We start from the raw sequence: 21,378 nt of genomic DNA, 5'->3' as shown, positions 1-21,378 counted from the left end.
TCTCGGCGGTCAGGCGGTCAGCTCCGTTTGCGCCGGTGCCAGGGTCGCGAGGTCATGCCGGATGAACCACTCGGTGCCCATCAGCCGCCGCCGCTCCGGTGCGGACAGGCCGGCGAGCAGTCCCGGAACGGCCCCGCGCTCCACCTCGGAGCGGTGCGCCAGGACGGCGGCGGTCTTCCGCTCCAGCCAGGGCCCGACATCGACCGTCGCCGTGATCAGCTCGTCCGGCACGCTGTACGCCGTCCTGCGCGTGCCGACCACCTCGCGCAGCACCGCGACGGCCGAGTCCGGGTGGGTGGCCAGGTACAGCGCGCGCGGCTGCCAGGGGGCGCCGGCGTCCGGACGGAACCGCGGGAGCCCGGCCGCACGGGCCGCGAGCACGGTCACCCGATGGGTGTGCACATGGTCCGGATGCCCCGTCAGCCCTCCGTAGGCATCGTGGGTCACGACGATCTCCGGGCGGAACTCACGGATGTGCGCCACCAGCCGGCTCACGGCCTCGTCCAGCGGCGCGTCGCAGAACCGTGCGCGGCCCGGCGCCGACCACGGCACCCGCGCGTCGGCGTACCCGAGCAGCCGGGGCTCGCCGGCGCCGAGGATGCGCAGCGCGTCGGCCAACTCCGCGGCGCGGCCGGTGCCTTCCGCCCAGGTCGACGTGACGACCCCGGTACGGGCGCCCGCGTCCGCGTGCCGGGCCAGCACCCCGCCCGCCGACAGCGACTCGTCGTCCGGGTGGGCGAACACCGCGAGCAGACTCGGCACGTGCATGGACGGGACCACCTTCGCCGGGGGATCTGGGGAATGGCTCACACGGGACGCGCGTACGCCGTACGCGCACCTCCGAAGGGGCGGCGCACGGTCAGACTGCCCACCTCGAACGACATCTCGCTCGTCCCGGGCTCCGGTGGCGGATGATATCGCCCGGCGCACACCGAGAGGGCGACGATGAGATGGGCCCGCCAGGCCTGCCCCACGCCCCGGTGGTCCGCGAACACCGAGGCCCCGTTCAGCGACCAGATCACGCAGCGGGGCCCGAACTCGGTGCGCAGGTCCACCCAGGCGCCGGGACGGATCGCGTCGTCGTGGAGGTAACAACTGGCGCTGCGCACGCGGTTGGTGAACTCCAGATGGTCGGGGTTGTCCACGTGGTACTCGAAAACGTCCACGCCCTGACCCCCGTCCCGCCAGGTCCGGATGGCCGGCCAGGCGCCGGTCTCCCGGGGCAGCCGCACCCGGGCCTCCAGCACATCGCCCGGCTGTACGGTGAACCCCTCCTGACTGCCCTCGGTGGTCAACAGCCCCGTGTCCCAACGGCCGTCCGCCCGCGGGGTGGCCCGGAAGACACCCGAGCGGCAGTGGCCGGGGTCGGGTACCAGCCGGTCCAGCCTGTCCTCGTCCGGATGGGCCGGGCCGCCGCCCGGAAACGCCCGCGAGCGGCCCGCGACCCACTGGGACGTGGAGGCGAAGTCCGCCGTGAACACCACGTCGGGAGCGGCCGGGAAACGCGGGGCGCCCGGTAACGGGCCGCCCCGCGGCGGTTCGTCCATGTTCCTCTCCATGACCGGATGTCTCACCGCCTGGGGGCCGGTCATGCGTGCGGGCCGTGACTGTTGGCCGGATGTACCCGTCCGGGTGAGGGCCGGTCGGCCGTCCCGGAGGGGGCTGAATCCCGTTGGCGTGCAGGCCTATTGTTCCGACGTCTCGTCCTGCTCGGCCGGCCCCTGCGGGCCGCGCCCCCGGGGCTGCTGTGGCTCCGGGCGCACCGGCGGGGGCGGGACCGGGCGGTCCTGCGGCGCGTCGGCGGTCACGGTGACCGGGTCGCCGTAGTGGAGGAACGTCACCGGGTCGCCCTCCGCCAGCCGGTAGCGCACCCGTGTCGGGGCGATGTCCACCGTCAGCCGGCGCCCGCGCAACTGCACCGTGAACCTCACCCGGGACAGCGCCTCGGGCAGGCGCGGCGCGAAGCCGAGCACGTCCGGCCGTTCGTCCTCGCCGAGATGCCAGCGCAGGCCACCGAAGCCGCCGACGAGGGCGATCCACGTCCCGGCGAGGGAGGCGATGTGCAGCCCGTCGCGGGTGTTGTGCTCCAGGTCGTCCAGGTCCATCAGCGCGGCCTCGCCGAGATAGGCGTACGCCAGCCTGAGGTGCCCGGTCTCGGCGGCGAGCACCGCCTGGCAGCATGCCGACAGGGAGGAGTCGCGCACCGTCAGCGCCTCGTAGTAGGCGAAGTTGCGCGCCTTCTCCTCCTCGGTGAACGCGTACGGGCACTCCATCATCGCCAGCACCAGGTCGGCCTGCTTCACCACCTGCTTGCGATACAGGTCGAAGTAGGGGTAGTTGAGCAGGAGCGGGTAGTTCTCGGGCGGCGTCGACTCGAAGTCCCAGCGCTGGAAGTGCGTGAACCCGGCGGACTGTTCGTGCACGCCGAGGGTCTCGTTGTAGGGGATCGCCATCCGGGCCGCGGCGTCCCGCCAGGCCGCGGCCTCCTCGTCGTCCACGCCGAGTTCGTCGGCCCGCTCCGGATGGCGGGTGGCCATGTCCGCTGCGGCCAGCAGGTTCTGCCGGGCCATCAGGTTGGTGTACAGGTTGTCCCGGGCGATGGCGCTGTACTCGTCGGGACCGGTGACCCCGTCGATGTGGAAGACGCCCTCCGGGTCGTGATGGCCGACGGAGCGCCACAGCCGGGCGGTGTCCACCAGGAGGTCGAGCCCGACCCCGCGCTCGAAGTCCTCGTCGCCGGTCGCCGCGATGTACCGGACCGTGGCCAGCGCGATGTCCGCGTTGATGTGGAAGGCGGCGGTCCCGGCCGGCCAGTAGGCGGAGCACTCCGCGCCGTCGATCGTCCGCCATGGGAACACCGCTCCCTGGAGGCCCAGTTGACGGGCACGCTCGCGGGCCGCCGGCAGGGTGCTGTGCCGCCAGCACAGCGCCGACGCCACGGTCTCGGGCGCGGTGAACGTCAGCACCGGCATCACGTACGACTCGGTGTCCCAGAAGGAGTGCCCGTCGTACCCGGTCCCGGTCAGCCCCTTCGCCGCGATCGCCCGGTTCTCGCCGCGGGCCGCCGCCTGCAACACGTGGAAGAGGGCGAACCGCACCGCCTGCTGGATCTGCGCGTCCCCCTCCACCTCGACGTCCGCGCCCGCCCAGAACCGGTCCAGATACGCCCGCTGCTCCGCGACCAGACCGTCCCAGCCGGTGCTGACGGCGACCGCCACCGCCCCGTCCACCTGGTCGTGCATGCTCGGTAGCGAACGCTCACCGGACCAGCCGTAGGCCACGAACTTGACCAGCCGCAGCGGCTGTCCGGGCGCCAGGTCCGCGGTCACCGTCAGCCGGCTGACGTCGGGCTCGCACTGGGCCGACCAGCGGGTGCCGTCGGGACCCTCCACCAGATGGTCGGCCGCCGCGCCCACCCGCAGCCCGCTGCGGTCCGTGTGGTGCACGAGGCGCAGCCGGGTCTCCTCGGCGTAGTGCTCCTCCGCCGTCAGCGGGGACCCGGTCGCGGCGGCGACGCGGGGATCGCCCTCGACATGCGGGAGTTGCTCGTTGGCGACCAGTTCGGACTGGATGGCGATCGAGGCCGGTCCGTCCTCCGGCTCCACCTCGTAGACGACCGCGGCCACCGCGCGCTGGGTGAAGGACACCAGCCGCCGTGAGGTGATGCGCACCGTGCGGCCGCCGGGTGAGGTCCAGCGGGCGGTGCGGCTGAGCACACCGGTACGGAAGTCCAGCACCCGCTCGTGGGACAGGACCCGGCCGTAGCGCATGTCGTACGGGTGGTCGTCCACCAGCAGCCGGATGACCTTGCCGTCGGTGACGTTGATCGCCGTCTGGCCGGACTCGGGATAGCCGTAACCGGCCTCCGCGTAGGGCAGTGGGTGCCGCTCGTGGACGCCGTTGAGATAGGCGCCCGGCAGTCCGTGCGGCTCGCCCTCGTCCAGGTTGCCGCGCCAGCCGACGTGCCCGTTGGACAGCGCGAACACCGACTCGCTCTGCGCGAGCACGTCCAGGTTCAGCTCGGTCTCGCGCAGCGACCAGGGCTCGACGGTGTAACTGGGATGGGTGATCACGGCGACTCCAGAAGCTCCGCCAGGTCGCGTACCACCACGTCGGCGCCGTGCGCCCGCAGCTGCTCCGCCTGCCCCACCCGGTCCACCCCCACGACCAGCCCGAACCTCCCCGCCCGCCCGGCCTCGACACCGGCGAGCGCGTCCTCGAACACGGCGGCCGCACCGGGCTCCGTGTCCAGTCCCCGGGCCGCCTCCAGATAGGTGTCCGGAGCGGGTTTGCCGCGCAACCGCCGTTCGCGTGTCACCACCCCGTCGATCCGCTCGTCGAACAGGTCCGCGATACCGGCCGCGGCGAGCACGTCCCGGGCGTTGGCGCTGGACGACACCACCGCACACGCCAGACCCGCCTCGCGGGCCTCGTGCAGGAAGCGGACCGAGCCCTCGTACGGCTCCACGCCGTCCTCCCGGATCCGGCGCAGCACCAGCTCGTTCTTGCGGGTGCCCAGCGCGTTCACGGTCTCGGCGTCCGGCGGATCGTCCGGGGACCCCTCGGGCAGCCGCACCCCACGCGCCGCGAGGAAGGTGCGCACCCCGTCCTCCCTCGGCCGGCCGTCCACGTACTCGTCGTAGTCCCGCACCGCGTCGAAGGGCACGAACTCCCTCCCCTCCCGCCGCGCGCGCTCGCGCAGATAGGCGTCGAACATCTCCTTCCAGGCCGCCGCGTGCACCTTGGCGGTCTGGGTGAGGACCCCGTCGAGGTCGAACAGACAGGCGCGTACGTGTGCGGGAAGCCGGGGCATACTCCGAGGTTAGGTTCCCCGGCGACCGGCGGCGAGGCGACAGCGCCCGGCAGGACGGAAGGCACCCGGCCGGTCGAGGAGCGAACGGGGACGCGGGCCCCGGCGCTCGCCGCCGGTGACGCGGATGAGATGTTCCGCAGCGCTTGGGAGGGACCGCGGCCCCCGGTGGCGCCCTGGTCTCCGCCGACGGAGGACCGAGGACGGGGCACGCTGGCGGAGAGGGCAGGATTCGAACCTGCGTGGACCCCTGAAGGTCCGACCTTGAGGCGAGCTCGTCGGTCCCCGATCAACCGCTCCGGGCACCTCTCCTTGTTCCCGGTCCGGGATGGTGCCCCGTTCCGTTCACAAGAAGAGGATGGCAGCGGCCCCTGACGGGGTGCTGATGTGTCCCTGACGCGTCAGCCGCGGGGGCAGGACGTGTCCGTGGCCGGCAGGCGGCCGGTAGCGAGGTAGGCGTTCACCGCGTCGTCCACGCACGCGCTGCCGAAGACGCCGAACACCGCGTGCTGGTCGGCGTCGTGCAGGGTTATCAGCCGGGAGCTGGGCCAGGCACGGTGGACCGCCTGGGCGCCGGGGTACACCGTGCGCGGGTCGCCGGTGGCGTTGACCAGCAGGGCCGGGAGGTCGGCGCGTATCCGGGTGGGCCGCTCACGGGGGGCGTCCCAGAACGCGCACGCGTTGATGTCGTTCGTGACGGGGGCGAACAGCCGGTCATCGGTCCCGGCCTGCCGCAGATCGCGCCAGTAGGTCTCCGGATCGCGGGGCGCGGCCTCGTCGCCGCACAGGACCGCCGTCTGCGCGCTGCCGTACGTGGAGTCGTGCCCCGTCAGCAGGAACCGGAGGGACTCCGCCAGCCACGGGGACGGGGACACCGGGTGCCCCTCGGCGGCGAGCCGCAGGTCCCGCACTCCCTGGGCGAAGTCGCCGAAGGCCAGGGAATTGTCCTGGGAGAGGCCGTTGAAGACGAGGGTGGGGACGATCTGTTCGTCCACCCGGTACCCGCCCACCCGCAGGGGAGCGTGCTCGGCGGCCGACTGGATCCGCTCCACCGTCGCGAGGACCGCGCTCCCGGTGCGGCCCAGGCCGTAGTCCTGGTCGTGCGCGGCGGCCCAGTCCGCCCAGTCGCGCAGGGCGTGCTTCCCCGCGGCCTCCGTGCCCCGCAGCAGTCGGGGACCGTAGCGGGCGGGATCGATCACGCCGTCCAGCACCACCCGGTCGGTGCGGCCGGGGAACATCGTGGTGTACACCTCGCCGAGGTAACTGCCGTACGAGTAGCCGAGATAGGAGATCCGCCGCTCGCCCAGGGCCGCCCGGACCACGTCCATGTCGCGGGCGCTGTTGCGGGTGCTCGCGTACGGCACCAGGTCGCCCGCGTGGGCACGGCAGCGTCGGGCGAGGTCGGCGGAGAAGGACACCATGCGGTCGAAGCCGGCGCGGTCCTTGCCCGCCCCGCGGATCATGCTGCCGGTCGGCCACTGGCAGTCCAGCACAGAGCTGCGGCCCACGAAGCGTGGGTCCACCCCCACCACGTCGTACCGCCCGCCGACGTCCTTCATGGCCTTGCGCACCCATGGCGGATCACCGATCGTCTGCCCGCCGGGACCGCCGCTGTTGAGCAGCAGCGCGCCGACGCGGTGCGCGGAGTCCGTGGCCCGGATCCGGGAGACGGCGACGGTGATCGTACGGCCGCCGGGCCGTGTGTAGTCCAGCGGCACGGTGACGTCGGCGCATCGGGCGCCCGCCTGTTCGAGTTCCTTGCCGGTCTCGTCGTCGGGGCCGAGCAGGCAGCTCTTCCAGGTGAGGTGCTGGTGGTGATAGCGGGCCAGGGGATCGGCGGGGGCGGCGGGGGATGCCGGGGCGGCCCCCAGGGTGAGCGCCCCCGCCAGGCACAGCGCGGCCATTGGGCCGGTCCGCGTCACGCGACGGCGTAAGCGGCGCCCGCGCCTGTCGCCTTCGAAGGAGGTGGTCATGCGGTTGTCCTTTCGGCAGGGGAGCCTTCCTCGCAGAAGGCCTTGTCGACGACGTCGAGGAAGTCCAGCTCGGCCTGGAGCGTGGCCGGTGTCTCGTTCAGGGCCACGGCGACACTGCGCCCACCGGGCCCGACGGCCACCAGGGCCCGGTGCCCGCCCGGCACCGTCCCCGCATGGCCCCACCAGGCCCCGCCACAGGGGAGCGGCGTCGTGATCAGCCCGAGCCCGTAGCGCGCGCCGGGCCAGATCCGGTCGGGGTCGGCGGGCACCGTCCGCCGCATCTCAGCGAGTTGCGCCGGGGGCAGCAGGCGGCCGCCGAACAGCGCGGTGGCGAACCGCGTCAGGTCGTCCGGCGTGGACACCAGAGCGCCACCGACGTCCCCGAAGGTCATGTTCCAGTCGGTGCCGTCGACCCGGTGGCCCCCGGCGTCGGTGAAGTAGCTCCGGGAATGGGGTCCTTGGACACGGGAGTCATCACCGGGCCAGTAGGTGTCGCGCAGCCCGAGCGGTGCGATGACGCGGCGGGTGATCTCCGCCTCGGGGGAGTGCCCGGTGACGGCCTGGACGATCAGCCCGGCCACCACGTAGTTGGTGGTCGCGTAGTGCCAGCTCTGCTCCGGGTGCGGCAAACGGAGCGCGCGGGCTATGAGTTCGCGCGGCTCGAAGTGGCGGTGGCGCAGCGCCTCGGGGTGTTCCCATTCGGGCGCTTCGAGGTAGTCGGGCAGGCCGCTGGTGTGCTGGAGGAGCCGGCGGACGGTGATCCGCCGGCCGTCGTATCCGTGCCCGTGGATCAGGCCGGGCAGATAGCGCTCGACCGGTGCGTCCAGCGACAGCCGGTGCTCGGCGGCGAGTTGCAGGACCACGGTGGCGGTGAAGGTCTTGGTGACGCTGCCGACGCGCAGCCGGTCCGTGGCGTTCATGGGGCGGCCGGTGCGCAGGTCGGCCAGCCCGTCCGTCACCGTCCAGCGCGCGCAACCGGCCTTTGTGGGGGGTCCGTCGGCGAGCACCGCGACACCGGCGATCCGGTCCTGGGTGACCAGGCGGTGCACGGACCCGCGCACGGCCTCGTGCGTGCCGCACGCCCGGGACGCGTCCGGTGGCCGGGCGGCCGACGGCGGCGCGGCGAGCAGCACGGCGGCGAGGGCGCCGGCGGCGAGCGCCGCACATCCGCGAAGAGCGGGTGAGAGTAAAGGAATTGCCATGCGCACCACGGTAGAGACCGCCCGCGGCGCGATCACTCCGGCAGGCAGCAGGACCTGTACGGGGGCAGGCAGCGTCCCACCCCGGATCCAGCGACAGCACCGCCCCGACCATCTCCTCGCCCACGAACGCGACCGGTGACGCCCCCGGCGCGAACGTCGACCGCCCGACCGTGTGCCGTGCCCACTCGGCGTACGACTTCCGCCGCTGCTGCCACTCGTCGAACGCGTCCTCCGTGAGCCGGTACGCCGCCTCCTCGTCGCCCGCGCGAAACGCCCGTACCGTGACGCCCGCGGGCGGCCCCGGCACCTCCGGCTCGTCCGGCAGCGCCATCTCCAGCAGCCACTCGGTGACCAGCCCGGCGTACCCGCCCGACCGCAGCAGCGCCGTCGCCGCGAGATCGCTGTCGGAGATCGTCTGGGCGAGCCGGTCGCCACCCGACTCCCGGGCCCGCGCCTCGGTCCAGGCGAGGAGGGACGCGCCGAGCCCCCGCCCCCGGTGCGCGGGGTGCACATGGACGGTGGCCCGCCGACCCCGCACCCAGCCCCACGCCGCCGGGTCCCCGCCACGGTCCTGGACCAGCACCGTGTCACCCGCCGACTCACCGCCGGCGAAGCCCAGATCGGCCGCGATGCGATCGGCGCCGGTCGTCGCCCGGCCGTGCAACGCGCACTCGCACGCGCCGACCAGACGGTGCACCACACCGGTGTCGGAAGCGGTGGCGGGGCGGACCCGATAGCCGGCCGGCCACCCTGCGGAGAAAGAATCAGCCATGGATGAACCCTGCACCGGGACTCCCCGCCGGAAACAGAGAAGGCCCCCGGCCGGCGGTCACGCCGGCCGGGGGCCCCTGCACGCGGCCGGGGTGCGTCAGCCGTCGTTCTCCGACGACGGGAGGTACGCGCCCGGAACCTCGTTCGGTGCGTAGAGCTTCTTCTCACCGGGGTACGGCTTGGCCCAGTTGTGCGTCTCGTACCACGTGTAGTGGTTCATCTGCGCCGGGTTGGCGTAGTCGGGCACCGCGTTCGGCCCGGTCAGCCGCTGCTTGGACTTCCAGGTGTCCCACTGCGCCGCGAGCGCCTTCTCGGCCGCCGGCACCTTGGCCGCGGGTACCGCGGCGGCCTTCGGGTCCTGCGGCGCCGGGGTGTCCACGCCGCACGACGGCGGGGTGCTCAGGCCGTCGGTCAGCGAGGTCCGGTTGGGCAGCGCGGTGAACGGCGTGTAGTCCGGGTGACCGGTGAACGCCCCGGTCATCGGGGTGGCCGCGCTGTCCTTCTGGTTCATCGGGTGGATCCCGAGGATCTGCTCGATGGTGCGGATCATCGTGATCTGCGAGTAGTAGTGGCTGTCGACCGTGCCGTGCTGGGCCCACGGGCTGATGATCTGGATGGGGGCACGGTGGCCGTCGACGTGGTCGAGACCCGCCTGGGAGTCGTCCTCGACGACGAAGATCGCCGAGTCCTTCCAGTACTTGCTGTGCGAGATCCGGTCCACGATCCTGCCGGTGGCGAGGTCGTTGTCCGCGACCTGGGCGGCGGCGCTCGCCGGACCGCCCGTGTGGTCGCTGGAGAGCCAGAACATGTTCAGGTTCGCCGGACCGTTCTTCTCGAAGTCCTGCTTCCAGATCTGGTACCGGTAGACGTCCGGCACGCTGGTGTCGAACTTCGCGAAGCCGTGCACCGACACGTCGTTGAGCGACGGGATCGGCGAGGACGAGTTCAGCGTGTAGGCGGTGTCCTGCCCGGTCGCGTCCATGTTCTTGGCATCGCAGTACAGGTTCTGCCAGCTCGCGCCCGACGGCTTGGTCAGGAACTGCTGGAACTCGCCGAAGTCGCGCACCGACCTGCCCGCCGCCTGCGCACCGGTCCACAGGAACCCGGTCCGCTGGTGGCCGAGGGCGTCGTCCTCGGTGTCGTAACTGCGCGCGTACTCACCGGCGGAGGACTCGGTGTACTCCGGGTTGTCCGCCTGCATCAGCCAGTTGTGGCCCTCGGCGGAGTTGGTGCCGATGTCGTACGTGTTGTCGTACAGGCCGAACTGCTCGGCCATCGCGTGCTGGTTGGGCGTGACGTTCTCGCCGAACTCCGTCAGCGACGGGTCGCCGTTGCCCTGCGGCATGTCGCCGAGCACCTGGTCGTAGGTGCGGTTCTCCTTGACGATCAGGAAGACGTGCTTGATCGTCGAAGGGTCGCCGAGGCGCGCCGGGACCGGCACCGGCCTGGCCCTGCTCGCGCCCTTGGCCATCCTCACCGAGCCGTCGGTCCAGCCGTTCTGCTTGAAGACCTTGGACGTCTGGTCCCGGATGACGCTGTCGTCGGGCAGCGTGAAGCGCTGCACGCTCGACGTGGTGTCGTGCGTGCCGTGCCCGGCCCTGGTGGTGGGACGCAGCGCGTCGATACCGCGGGTGTTGGACACCACCACCTGGTCGCCGACGCTCGCGATCTCCGCCGGGAAGTAGTCCGTCGGCAGCAGACCGACGTAACTCACCGGCTCCTGCGGGCTGGTGTAGCGGTAGACGGCGACCGCGTTGGCACGGCCGAGCGTCACCAGCAGGTGCCCGTCGTCGGTGAGGGTCACCGCGTCCGGCTCGTAGCCCACCGATGCCTCGGGCCACGGCTGGGTGGAGATCGTCTGGACGACCTTGTCGTTGGCCGTGCTGATGACCGACACGCTGTTGGTCGCCGTGTTGGTGACGAACACCGCGCCCTTCCCGGCGTACAGCGCGGTCGGGTGCAGACCGACGTCGATGCTGCTCGCGGCGTCGGACGGGTGCGCCAGGTCGATGACGCTGACCGTGCCCGTGGTGGTGGCGCCGGTCTTCGGGTCGGCCGGGACCTGGGTGCCGTACGAGTTGATGGTGGTGTCGTCGGCCTCGGCCGGGCGCCCGCCCTCGTTGCTCACGTACAGCTTGTCGCCGACCTGCACCAGGCCACGCGGGGCGTTGCCCACGGGCCAGCTCCGCGTGATGCTCCCGGTCGCCGTGTCGATGGCGACCACCCGGTTCTGGCCGTTGACCGCCGCGTACACGGTGGAGCCGTCGGCCGAGAACACCGCGGCGCCGACGAGCGCGTGCTTGCCGCCGTCCACCGGGATCTTGATGTACGCCGGGTCGGCGACCGTGCCGTCCGCGTTCACGGTGAAGCGGGTGTAGCCGTCGGTCTGACCGAGCCACAGCTGCTTGCCGTCGGGGGAGTAGGTCGGTCCCTCCTGGCCGACATCGTTGCCCTTGATGCGCGGGCTGGACGACGCGGCGTTGCCGACGACCTGCTGCACCTTCCAGCCGTTCAGGTCCACGACGGCCAGCGCGCTGCCGCCGTCGGCGACGGAGGCGGCGAGGTGGGTGCCGTCCGGGCTGACCGTGGACGACATGATCTTGCCGTTGTTCACGACCAGGTGCTCGCCGTAGGGGGCGATGTACTGGTCGCTGGAGATGACCTGGCCGTTGCGCGTGGTCTGGCCGACCTGCTGGGTACCGAACTGATGGGTCTGGGCGAAGGCGGCACCGGCCGCGATGAGCGCGAGCGCGGAGGTCCCAGCGGTCACCAGGGGTATCCGGCGGCCGAAGCGCCCGGACAGCAAGCCCGAACGCTCTTTCTGGACACGCCTGCGGCGGCGTGTTACCTGCATGGGTTATCCCTTCGAGGTGGGAAGCAGCTCGACGTTGCCGTCGAACTGCCACAGCGGGTTCGGTGCGTCCCCGGTGGGGGTGCGCACCAGGAAGTAGCCGTTCACTTCCTTCGGGCCGTCGCCGTCGGCGACGAACCGCCCGTCCGAGGTGACGTCGAGCTGGTAGACGGCCGTACCGGTGGCCTCGACGCCGGGGAGATGCCAGGACACGACGCAGCGCCAGTCGTTGCCCGGACCCTGGACGGCGACCTTGTCGCTGCCCTTGTCGCACGCGGCCGTGGCCCTCAACTGCGCCTCGGTGACGTGGGGTCGGTGGAGCTGCTCGGTCTGCATCCGGTACAGGTGGGCGAAGGCGGTGGCGAGCGAGCGCTGGACCTTGTCCTGCTCGATGCCGGAGCCCGACACCCCGGTCGCCGGCGCGATCACGGCGGCCGACACGGCGACCAGGCCCACGAGCGGCAGCAGTCCCGCCGCCACCGCGCGCCGGCCCGAGCCGTCGTAGCTCGAATCGGTGAAGTCGCGCCGCAGGAAGAGCACATAGGCCAGCACGGTCGCGGTGAGCGCCCACGCGAGGCTCACCGCGACGCCGATGAGTAGCGGACCGACCTGCTCGGGGCTGGTGAACAGGCCGTTCCAGGCGATGAAGGCGTAGCCCGGTAGCGCGAGGCGCACGACGAGGGGCAGCGGCAGCATCTGCGCGAGCTGCATCGCGAGCGCCACGACCGCGGGGAGGAGAAGGCCCATGGGGGAGCGGCCCAGCGTCACGGAGCCGAGCAGTCCGATCCCGGCGAGCGCCAGCGTCGGCGCGAGGACGGCGACCCAGGCGAGCAGGACCCTGACGGCGGCGTCCGACGGCGTGAGCAGATGGCCGTCGAGGCCGACCAGCGGGTGGTCGCCGACCGCGAGCAGACCGCCGACCGCGCTGGAACAGGCCAGCCCGGCCACGAGCAGCAGGATGACGGTGAGGCTGGCCAGGGTCTTGGCCACGAAGATCCGCCGGGCCGACCGTACGACCACGAGCAGATGGCGCCAGGTGCCGAGCCGGTCCTCGGCCGCGAACACGTCACCGGCGACGACCGAGGTCAGCAGCGGCAGCGCCCAGGTGCCCGCGAAACCGAGCACCACCAGCGGCCCGGCCCAGCCGGTGGCGTGCATCCAGCGCCCGAACAGGGTGTCCGAGGGCAGGGTGCTCTGCGCGCTCACGCCGACGACGAACACCGCCGGCACGATCCAGCAGGCGAGCACCAGCAGCCGGATCCGCCACTGGGACACCAGCTTGACCAGCTCGAAGCGGTAGCCGCGCGGCACGGAGACCGGGCGGGCGGGGGCGGGGTGCTCCGCGGTGGGCGTGACGGTCATCGGCCGGCCTCCTGCGGTTCCCGCCGCTCGTTCCGCTCGTGCTGGTCCCGCTGGTCCTGTTGTTCCTGCCGCTCGGTGAGGGCGAGGAAGGCGGCTTCCAACGGCGAGACGACCGGCGCCAGCTCGCGCACCGCGATGTCCGACCGCACGACGCTGGAGACGAGCCGGTCGAGCGCGGGCACCAACGCCCGTACGACCAGCACCTCGTCGCCGTACCGCGTCCCGCCGTCCGCCACGACCCGCACGCCGTCCGTCCCGGCGGCCAGCCGCCGCGCGGCCTCGGGGTCGGAGGTGAGCAAGCGGTACTCCAACTCGCTGTTCTCAGAAGCGAGTTCGGTGAGCGGGCCGGAGAAGACGACCCGTCCGGTGGCGAGGATGGTGACCTCGGAGCACAGCGCCTCGACGTCGTCCATCCGGTGGCTGGACAGCACGACGCTCGTGCCGTCCGCCGCGAGCCGGTTCAGGACGCGGTGCACATGCCGCTTGCCCGACGGGTCGAGGCCGTTGGCGGGTTCGTCCAGGACGAGCAGCCGGGGCCGGGTGAGCAGGGCGGCGGCGAGCCCGAGCCGCTGCCGCATGCCGAGCGAGAAGCCGCGCACCCGGTCGTCGGCGACATCGCGCAGACCGACCTCGGCGAGCACCTCCTCGATCCCCGCCGTCCGCGCGTCGCGCCCGCGCAGCGAGGCCAGCGCGGCCAGGTTCCGCCGGGCGGTCAATGACGGGTACAGGCCCGGACCGTCGACAAAACCGGCCACTCCGTCAACGGCCGAAAGCGCACGCCCGACCGGCGCTCCGAGGATCTCCAGAGCGCCGTCGTCGGCGACGGCGAGCCCGAGCAGCAGGCCGAGCAACGTTGTCTTCCCGGCCCCGTTCGGCCCGACCAGTCCGTGGATCTGACCCCGGGTCACGTCGAGATCGACCCCGTCGAGCGCGACCACATCGCCGAAGCACTTCGTGATCCCGCGCGCCCGCACCGCGAGCACTGCGTCCATGAACTCCTCCTCCAAGACCGCAAGGACCGTAGGCGTGCGCCGAAGAACCCTGGCAGGGAGGAGAGTTGAACGTTCCGGGAACGAGGGACAACAGCCGTTCGACACGCCACGCCCCCCGCGCGCGACCCGGACCGGGCCGCGCGGCACCCCCCACCCCCGCCCGCGCGTGCGCGCACGGCGCCCCCGTGTCCAACGGACGGAGCGCCGCCGCGGTCACCCTAGAGCGCGTCCCACCCGGCCGGACGGCAGTACCGCGATGCCCGGCCAGCGTGGAGTGCGGTCCGGGCACACAGGATGGCCGGGTACCCTGCTCCCCCCGCCCCACCGGTCCTCGGATTGCCGAAGCATGACCGGACGCCGGCGTACAGGTGGCGTCGACCAGGCCCTACACTCACTTGGTAGCTGCAAGCAACGGAATGTGAGTGATGATCGGCACAGAGAGCCGGAGGGGCAAGGGGAGCGCCGTACGTCCGGGCGCCGTACGTCCGGGCGCCGCGCGCACCGACGACGTACCGCCCGCCGGTGCGCCGCGCACCGCGACGGCGATCGCCGAACCGGTGGCCGCCGCGACGGCGGGCGCGCGGACGGCCGACGCCGCGACCGTGATCGCGCAGGCCGGGAGTGCCGAGGCCGCGGCGTCGGGCCTCGGAGCCGAGATGGTGCGCCTCATGCGGCTCTTCGCCGCCTGGACGCAGCGCGCCGGCTTCGAGTGCGGGGCCGCCGACCGTGTGCTCCTCGCCCGGCTGGTGACCTGCGGCCGGCGTCGCGCGACCGATCTGGCGGCGGACGTCTTCCTCGACCTGTCGACGGTCAGCCGGCAGGTGCGCTCGCTGGTGGACCGGGGGCTGGTGGAGCGCCACCCGGACCCGGAGGACCGCCGGGGCTCGCTGCTCAGCGCGACCGAGGCCGGGCGCGCCGCGTACCAGAGCGCCGTACGCCGCCGCGAGGCGGAGCTGACCCGCCTCCTGGAGCCGTGGCCGGCCGGGGACCGCACCCTTCTCACCCGTCTGCTGAAGCGCCTCAACGACGACCTGGTGGACAGCACGTACACGAGCCTCGGGACCGGGCAGCACCCGGCGGGCGAGGCGAGGCAAGGAGATCCGCACGCATGACCACGTCCGCGTCCCCGGCCCGCGGGGGAACCCCAGCGATATCCGCGTCGCCACCACCGCCGGCCGGCCGGCTGACGCACCGCCAGATCATGACGATCCTCAGCGGCCTCATGCTGGGCATGTTCCTCGCGGCCCTCGACCAGACCATCGTCAGCACCTCGATCCGCACCATCGCGGACGATCTGCACGGACTCAGCGCTCAGGCGTGGGTCACCACCGCCTACCTGATCACGTCGACCATCAGCACCCCGCTGTACGGCAAGCTGTCCGACCTCTACGGCCGCAAGCCCTTCTTCCTCGCGGCCATCACGATCTTCGTCATCGGCTCGGCGGCCTGTTCCTTCGCCACCTCGATGAACGAGCTGTCGGCCTTCCGCGCCTTCCAGGGCATCGGCGCCGGCGGTCTGATGTCGCTGGCCCTGGCGATCATCGGTGACATCGTGCCGCCCCGCGAGCGTGCCCGGTACCAGGGCTACATGCTCGCCATGTTCGGCTCCTCCAGCGTCCTCGGCCCGTTGATCGGCGGCTTCCTGGCCGGCCGCAGCAGCATCCTGGCCATCGCGGGCTGGCGCTGGGTGTTCCTGGTCAACGTGCCGATCGGCATCATCGCGCTGTTCGTCGTCGCCAAGGTGCTGAACATCCCGCACACCCGGCGCGAGCACCGCATCGACTGGTGGGGCGCGCTCACCATCGCCGTCGGCGTGGTGCCGCTGCTGCTCGTGGCCGAGCAGGGCCAGAGCTGGGGCTGGACCTCCACCAGGTCGTACGTCTGCTACGCCATCGGCGTGGTCGGCCTGGTGGCCTGGGTCTTCGTGGAGCGGGCCATGGGCGACGAGGCGCTGATCCCGATGCGCCTGTTCCGCAGCTCGGTGTTCAGCAAGATGAGCCTGATGTCCGTGCTCATCGGTATGGGCATGTTCGGCGGGATGATGATGGTCCCGCTGTACCTCCAGATCGTGAAGGGCGTCAGCCCCACCAAATCCGGTCTGCTGATGCTGCCGCTGATGGTCGGCATGATCGCCGGCACCATGGTGGTCGGCCGCATCATCTCCAAGACCGGCAAGTACAAGATCTTCCCGATCGTCGGCACGATCCTGCTGATCGCCGCCATGCTGCTGTTCCACTACCGGGTCCAGTGGGACAGCCCGCTGCCGGAGACCATGGCCTACATGGCGCTGTTCGGCCTCGGCCTCAGCGGCTGCATGCAGATCCTGACCCTGGCCGTGCAGAACTCCGTCGAACCCAGGGACATGGGCGTCGCCACCGCGTCGGCCACCTTCTTCCGGCAGATGGGCGGCACCGCCGGAACGGCGATCTTCCTGTCCGTGCTCTTCAGCACCGTCGGCGACAAGATCAGCTCCGCGTTCCGGGCGGCGGTCCGGACGTCCGCGTTCCAGGCGGCCCTGCACGACCCGGCCGTGCAGGCCGACCCGGCGAACGCGCCCGTGCTGAAGATGCTCAAGAACCCCGCCGCGAGCGGCGGCGGCTCGGGCGTGCTGGACGACTCCTCCTTCATCCAGCGGCTCGACCCGCGTCTGGCCCAGCCCTTCAAGGAGGGCTTCACCGACGCCATGCACGTGGTGTTCCTGTGCGCCGCCGCCATCATGGTCCTCGGCTTCCTGGTCGCGGTGTGGACCAAGGAGGTGCCGTTGCGCAAGGTCTCCGGCCTGGAGGCACGGGCCGCGGAGGCGAACGGCACGCAGGCGGAGGGCGCCGAGGCGGACGACGCCCAGGCGAGCGGCGCCCTGGCGGACGACGTCCAGGCGAGCGGCGCCCTGGCGGACGACGTCCAGGCGAGTGGCGCCCCGGCGGACGACGTCCGGACGCCGGAGCCCGCCGCCGCGCCGGTCGCGGACGTCCCCGCGGCCGCCGAGTCCGTGACCTCCGCCGCCCGGCAGGTCGTCAGCGGCCGGGTGCTGGACGGTTCCGGTGCCCCGGTCGCGCAGGCGGCGATCACCCTGATCGACGTACGCGGCCGGCAGCTGGACCGCGCGGTCAGCGGCACGGACGGCGGCTACACGCTGTCGGTGCCCGGTACCGGCACCTATGTCCTGATCGGCGCCGCGGGTGCTCACCAGCCGCAGGCCGTCACGGTGCTGGTGGGCGACGAGCCGGTCGTCTGCGACCTGGTGCTCGGCGGCAGCGGCGCCGCGCTCGCCGGGTCCGTGCGGGACGCGGCCGAGGGCAACCCGCTGCCGGGTGCCCTGCTGGTCGCGACCGACCTGCGCGGTGAGGTCGTGTCCTCCGCGACCTCCGGCGCCGACGGCGGCTTCTCGCTCGTGGACCTGGCCCCGGGCAGCTACACGCTCGCCGTGAACGCGCCGGGCCACCGTCCGACGGCCGTCGCGGTCGAGGTCACCACGGGTACGGCCGAGCCCTGCGAGATCCGTCTCGAACCCGGTGCCCGGCTGCACGGTGTCATCAGCGCCGTCACCGGCGCCCCGCTCGGCGACGCCAAGGTGACGCTGCTGGACGCGGCCGGAAACGTGCTCGGCACGGTGACCACCGGCCCCGACGGCGCCTACGCGTTCACCGACCTCGACCTCGGCGAGTACACCGTCATCGCCGGCGGGTACGCCCCGGTCGCCACCTCCGTACGCCTGGACGCCGGCGCCACCACGGACTTCGACCTCGAACTGTCCCACGAGGACACCGGCCGATAACGAGTCCGGCGCGCCCCCGGGCGCGTCCGCGTCAGGGCCCGCGATCCACCGGATCGCGGGCCCTGACGTCTTTGCGCGGGTCCCACCGGAAGCGCACCCGGCGTCCCCCGGCCGACCGCACGGGTCCGGCCTCGCGCAGCACGCGCACGTGGTACCCGATGGTGCCCCTGCTCGTCCTGCTCGCCCTCACACGCCGGCCGACGGCATCCTCGGCGAACCGGCCGCCGCCGACGCCGCGCATGACGGCGCGGTTGTGGTGAGAGGTCGTCTGCGGCCAACGAGCCCCGGTCTCCTACCGGTTGATGTCCGACGTCACCAATCGATGTGCGCGGTGATCCAGTCGGCCAGGGCTTGTTCGTCGTCGGCGGGCGGCAGGGCGGGGGCGCAGGAGAGCGGGGAGGAGGACAACTGGAGGTGGGTGAGGTAGCCGTAGGGGCCCTCGTCGGCCGACGGTCCGAGGACCAGGGCGTGGGTGGGGGTGCGCCAGACGCGGTGGGTCAGCGCGGGGCCGGGACCCACGGTGTGCGCGGACACGAGGGTCCGTTCGGGGGCCGAGCCGAGCACCTCGGTCACCGCCCCCGCCGCCTGCTTGAGCACGGACTCGCAGTCCTGATCGGTGGCGGGCCGCAGGCCGCTCCAGCCGGGCACCCGCTCCCACCCCTCCATATACCCGTTCAGCCAGGTTCCGTTGACCATTTTCTCGTCGTCCGGGTCCACGGGATACATCTGTCCGAAGACGAGGAAGGTCCGCGCCTCCAGCTCCCCGAACGGGCTGTAGTCCTCGCTGCACAGCACATGCCCGTGCCCGGTGCGGAACGACTCGCAGACCAGGTCCTCCCGGTCCCAGCCGCGCCGCCGCAGTTCCTCCTCGACGGCGTCGTGGTCCTCGCCGACGGGCGCCTCGAACGGCAGGGCGACCAGCTCCGCGACGGCCTCGGGGGTCAACGGCCGGTGGGCGAGGGCATGTACGGGTATCGGCATGCCGAGCACCTTAGGACGCCGGCCGGTCGGCCGTGGGAGGCGGGTAACCTCAGCCCGGGGTTCGTCGCTTGACTTAGAGGGCACTCCAATCCGTAGCGTTCCGGGCATGAGTACTGCACAGCACAAGATCGGGTCCGGATTCGGCGCCGCCACCACCGCGGACGAGGTTCTGCGGGGCATCGACCTCGGCGGCAAACTGGCTCTGGTCACCGGTGGTTACTCGGGTATCGGCCTGGAGACCACGCGCTCGCTCGTCAAGGCCGGTGCCACGGTCGTCGTGCCGGCGCGCCGTCCGGAGACCGCCGAGCGGGCGCTGGCCGGGCTGCCCGGTGTCGAGGTGGACGAGATGGACCTCGGGGACCTGGAAAGCGTACGGGGGTTCGCGGAGCGGTTCCTCGACTCCGGGCGGAGCCTCGACATCGTGATCGACAGCGCCGGGATCATGGCGTGCCCGGAGACGCGGGTGGGCGACGGCTGGGAGGCGCAGTTCGCCACCAACCACCTCGGCCACTTCGCCCTCGTCAACCGGCTGTGGCCCGCGATCGCCCCGGGCGGCGCCCGGGTCGTCTCCGTGTCCTCGCGCGGCCACCACGCCGCCGGCATCCGCTGGGACGACATCCACTGGCGGCAGGGCTACGACAAGTGGGAGGCCTACGGCCAGGCCAAGACCGCCAACGTCCTGTTCGCCGTCCAACTCGACAAGCTCGGCCGCGACACCGGCGTCCGTGCCTTCGCCCTGCACCCCGGAGGCATCATCACCCCGCTTCAGCGGCACCTGGCCAAGGAGGAGATGATCGAGCGCGGCTGGATCGACGAGGACGGCACCGTGCTCCACCCCGAGGCCTTCAAGACCCCGCAGCAGGGCGCGGCCACCCAGGTGTGGGCGGCGACCTCTCCGCAGCTCGACGGGCTCGGCGGCCTCTACCTGGAGGACTGCGAGGTCGCCGAAACCGCTCCGGAGAGCGGTGACCGCGTCGGCGTCAGGGAATGGGCGATCGACCCGGAGCAGGCGGCCCGGCTGTGGGCACTGTCGGCGGAGCTGACGGGCGTGGACGCGTTCGCGTCCTGACCGGCAGGGGCCGTCCGGTGCCTCGCGCGCCGACCCGCGCGGTCCGCGGGCCCGCCCTCGTCACCCGTCCCATGCTGGTCGGCGGTGTGGAACGTAGGCGGCGGCCGGCCGTAGGCGAACTCGGCACCGGGGTGGGAAGGGCCGTCGAGGACGTCGGCCGGACCGCGGGGCGCACGGTGAAGAAGGCGGGAGACACCGCCGCTGAATCGGTCGGCGCCGAGGGGAACCGGTCGACGTGGTGGGGAAGGCGGCCGACCGCGGCGCCGCCGGGTGAACGGCACGGTCGGCCAAGAGGGGCCGCGAGCAGAAGCGGCGAAGCCGAACGGACCCGGCCCGCCCGGCCGTTCTCGCGACCGCGACGGCGGTGGCGGCGAGGACGAGCCGTCGGCCCGTCCTCGCCGCCGGTAGGTCACCCGTCGCGCGCGGCTCCGAGGAATCCCCGGAACCGGACGTCTCGTTCGAGGCGACGGTCCGCGGTGGCCGTCTGCGCTTCGAGGAGGACACCCGGACGTCCGTCGGCTTCCTCGGCGACGGACGTCCGGGTGTCCTCCTCCCACGGCGAGCGGACCGACCTCCCCGACCGGGTCGCCCCTGGCCGGGAGTACCGCGACATCGCCGTCGACTACCGTCTCGTCACCCGTCCGACCCGCGGGACAGAGGGGGACCGGTAGCCGGGGACGACGGCCCGACGGGTGGCTACCACCGGTACCAGCGCCCTCGGCGGCCGCCGCTGCCCGCGGGCCGGACGAGGAAGCCCAGCAGCCACAGGACCAGCACGATCACCGCGATCCACCACAGTGCCTTCAGCGCGAAGCCCGCACCGAACAGGATCAGGGCCAGAAGAAGAACCAGAAGCAGGGGAACCATCGTTATCAACCTCCTGGCCACCGAATGCCCTTGCTCCGTCCCGGCAAGCACGTAAAACGCACGTTACTTACACGCGTTAAGGGGAAGAGCATGCCTTCGATGGGCTTGCTCCTCGGCGCCGTCGCCGCGTCGCCCGTGCGGCCTCGATATCTGCTCGGGCCGCGCAGGCGCACGTCGGCCAAGGTGTCCGCCTGCCAGCGGGCGAACCGGCGTTCACGGCCGTCGGCCGGGCCCTCGTCGTCCGCCCCCTTCACGCGGTGGCATCCGTCCTTCCGGAGTGCCCCCTCAGCCCCACGTCACCCGGCGACCGCGCGAAACGGCGCGGTCAGCCGCGGGAGGGGTCGGCGGCCTCGGCGGCCTCGGCCGCCCGGCAGGCCGCGCAGACGATCTGGGCCCGGCGGCCGTAGCGGCGGGTGAGCCCCTGACAGCGCGGGCAGTAGCCGACCTCGTCCGGCAGACAGCCCAGCAGGTGTGCGGCGGCGGTCCGGTCCGTGGCGGGGTCGATGCGCCGCGGCATCTCCTCCATGGACGCGAATGTACGTCCGATACCCCGGGACGGCAGCTCGGCCCCGAGCCTCCTGGAGTTCACGGCCGGGCAGGCGCGGGGGTTCGGTGGGGCTCGTCCCGCCCTGGCGTAGAAGTTCCGCAGCCGGTCGCCGAGGGAGCGCCGACATCGGCCGCCCGGGGCTCAGCCGGTCCCGTACGCGCTGGCCGACGATCCCCCG

Annotated in this window: 17 protein-coding genes and 2 pseudogenes; 5 read left to right on the top strand and 14 right to left on the bottom strand. The window is 72.5% G+C overall.

The annotated features are described in order from the left end of the window. Window positions 1-9: 9 nt before the first annotated feature. From ACWDD7_RS33955 to ACWDD7_RS33925, 7 genes and pseudogenes are all read right to left on the bottom strand, one after another. Window positions 10-768 (bottom strand): PIG-L deacetylase family protein, encoded by a 759-nt coding sequence (locus ACWDD7_RS33955; protein ID WP_450460221.1) that lies wholly within the window; start codon window positions 766-768, stop codon window positions 10-12. A 38-nt stretch (window positions 769-806) separates the two neighbouring features. Beyond that, the gene (locus ACWDD7_RS33950; protein WP_450460220.1) at window positions 807-1,547 is read right to left on the bottom strand and encodes a beta-glucanase; all 741 of its coding nucleotides are present in this window, start codon (window positions 1,545-1,547) and stop codon (window positions 807-809) included. 138 nt (window positions 1,548-1,685) lie between these two features. Beyond that, window positions 1,686-4,073 (bottom strand): glycoside hydrolase family 65 protein, encoded by a 2,388-nt coding sequence (locus ACWDD7_RS33945; RefSeq protein ID WP_450460219.1) that lies wholly within the window; start codon window positions 4,071-4,073, stop codon window positions 1,686-1,688. After that, window positions 4,070-4,813 (bottom strand): HAD family hydrolase, encoded by a 744-nt coding sequence (locus tag ACWDD7_RS33940; RefSeq protein ID WP_450460218.1) that lies wholly within the window; start codon window positions 4,811-4,813, stop codon window positions 4,070-4,072. The genes ACWDD7_RS33945 and ACWDD7_RS33940 overlap by 4 nt, the downstream gene beginning before the upstream one ends. A gap of 211 nt (window positions 4,814-5,024) precedes the next feature. Next, window positions 5,025-5,122: pseudogene (locus tag ACWDD7_RS33935) on the bottom strand. Window positions 5,123-5,211: 89 nt separating this feature from the next. Beyond that, window positions 5,212-6,714: an alpha/beta hydrolase gene (locus ACWDD7_RS33930; RefSeq protein ID WP_450460217.1), complete on the bottom strand. Its 1,503-nt coding sequence runs from the start codon at window positions 6,712-6,714 to the stop codon at window positions 5,212-5,214. A 65-nt stretch (window positions 6,715-6,779) separates the two neighbouring features. After that, the gene (locus tag ACWDD7_RS33925) at window positions 6,780-7,979 is read right to left on the bottom strand and encodes a serine hydrolase domain-containing protein (protein ID WP_450460230.1); all 1,200 of its coding nucleotides are present in this window, start codon (window positions 7,977-7,979) and stop codon (window positions 6,780-6,782) included. Window positions 7,980-7,983: 4 nt separating this feature from the next. Here ACWDD7_RS33925 and ACWDD7_RS33920 point away from each other — a divergent pair, with 4 nt between their 5' ends. Beyond that, window positions 7,984-8,124, top strand: a complete 141-nt coding sequence (locus ACWDD7_RS33920) for a hypothetical protein (protein WP_450460216.1) — start codon at window positions 7,984-7,986, stop codon at window positions 8,122-8,124. 246 nt (window positions 8,125-8,370) lie between these two features. Here the strand turns inward: ACWDD7_RS33920 and ACWDD7_RS33915 are convergent. The 4 genes and pseudogenes from ACWDD7_RS33915 to ACWDD7_RS33900 all read right to left on the bottom strand — a co-directional run. Further along, a pseudogene (locus ACWDD7_RS33915) lies at window positions 8,371-8,757 on the bottom strand (N-acetyltransferase family protein); the annotation flags it as partial. A gap of 96 nt (window positions 8,758-8,853) precedes the next feature. Continuing rightward, the gene (locus ACWDD7_RS33910; RefSeq protein WP_450460215.1) at window positions 8,854-11,610 is read right to left on the bottom strand and encodes an alkaline phosphatase family protein; all 2,757 of its coding nucleotides are present in this window, start codon (window positions 11,608-11,610) and stop codon (window positions 8,854-8,856) included. Between the two features lie 3 nt (window positions 11,611-11,613). Next, on the bottom strand, window positions 11,614-12,969 hold the full coding sequence (locus ACWDD7_RS33905) for an ABC transporter permease (RefSeq protein WP_450460214.1): 1,356 nt from the start codon (window positions 12,967-12,969) through the stop codon (window positions 11,614-11,616). Beyond that, a complete protein-coding gene (locus ACWDD7_RS33900) occupies window positions 12,966-13,961 on the bottom strand; it encodes an ABC transporter ATP-binding protein (RefSeq protein ID WP_450460213.1) in 996 nt (331 codons plus the stop codon). Before ACWDD7_RS33900 ends, ACWDD7_RS33905 begins: the two co-directional genes overlap by 4 nt. A 425-nt stretch (window positions 13,962-14,386) precedes the next feature. On the opposite strand from ACWDD7_RS33900, the gene ACWDD7_RS33895 reads away from it, so the two are divergent. Beyond that, window positions 14,387-15,073 (top strand): MarR family winged helix-turn-helix transcriptional regulator, encoded by a 687-nt coding sequence (locus ACWDD7_RS33895; RefSeq protein ID WP_450460212.1) that lies wholly within the window; start codon window positions 14,387-14,389, stop codon window positions 15,071-15,073. Further along, the gene (locus ACWDD7_RS33890; protein ID WP_450460211.1) at window positions 15,070-17,736 is read left to right on the top strand and encodes an MFS transporter; all 2,667 of its coding nucleotides are present in this window, start codon (window positions 15,070-15,072) and stop codon (window positions 17,734-17,736) included. The genes ACWDD7_RS33895 and ACWDD7_RS33890 overlap by 4 nt, the downstream gene beginning before the upstream one ends. A gap of 312 nt (window positions 17,737-18,048) precedes the next feature. Here the strand turns inward: ACWDD7_RS33890 and ACWDD7_RS33885 are convergent, their stop codons facing one another. Further along, window positions 18,049-18,717, bottom strand: a complete 669-nt coding sequence (locus ACWDD7_RS33885) for a hypothetical protein (RefSeq protein WP_450460210.1) — start codon at window positions 18,715-18,717, stop codon at window positions 18,049-18,051. A 106-nt stretch (window positions 18,718-18,823) separates the two neighbouring features. Here ACWDD7_RS33885 and ACWDD7_RS33880 point away from each other — a divergent pair, with 106 nt between their 5' ends. Both ACWDD7_RS33880 and ACWDD7_RS33875 read left to right on the top strand, forming a co-directional pair. Beyond that, window positions 18,824-19,786, top strand: a complete 963-nt coding sequence (locus ACWDD7_RS33880) for an SDR family NAD(P)-dependent oxidoreductase (protein WP_450460209.1) — start codon at window positions 18,824-18,826, stop codon at window positions 19,784-19,786. A gap of 542 nt (window positions 19,787-20,328) precedes the next feature. Further along, window positions 20,329-20,457 (top strand): hypothetical protein, encoded by a 129-nt coding sequence (locus ACWDD7_RS33875; protein WP_450460207.1) that lies wholly within the window; start codon window positions 20,329-20,331, stop codon window positions 20,455-20,457. A gap of 25 nt (window positions 20,458-20,482) precedes the next feature. Here ACWDD7_RS33875 and ACWDD7_RS33870 read toward each other — a convergent pair whose 3' ends face one another. Then, window positions 20,483-20,653: a DUF5670 family protein gene (locus ACWDD7_RS33870; RefSeq protein WP_285563149.1), complete on the bottom strand. Its 171-nt coding sequence runs from the start codon at window positions 20,651-20,653 to the stop codon at window positions 20,483-20,485. A 325-nt stretch (window positions 20,654-20,978) separates the two neighbouring features. Beyond that, window positions 20,979-21,179, bottom strand: coding sequence for a hypothetical protein (locus ACWDD7_RS33865; RefSeq protein ID WP_450460206.1), 201 nt, complete (start codon window positions 21,177-21,179; stop codon window positions 20,979-20,981). Between the last annotated feature and the right edge of the window lie 199 nt (window positions 21,180-21,378).

It is taken from the genome of Streptomyces sp. NPDC001056 (assembly GCF_053598955.1).
The sequence above is the reverse complement of the archived record's forward strand: the minus strand, read 5'-3'. Positions and strand labels throughout refer to the sequence as shown.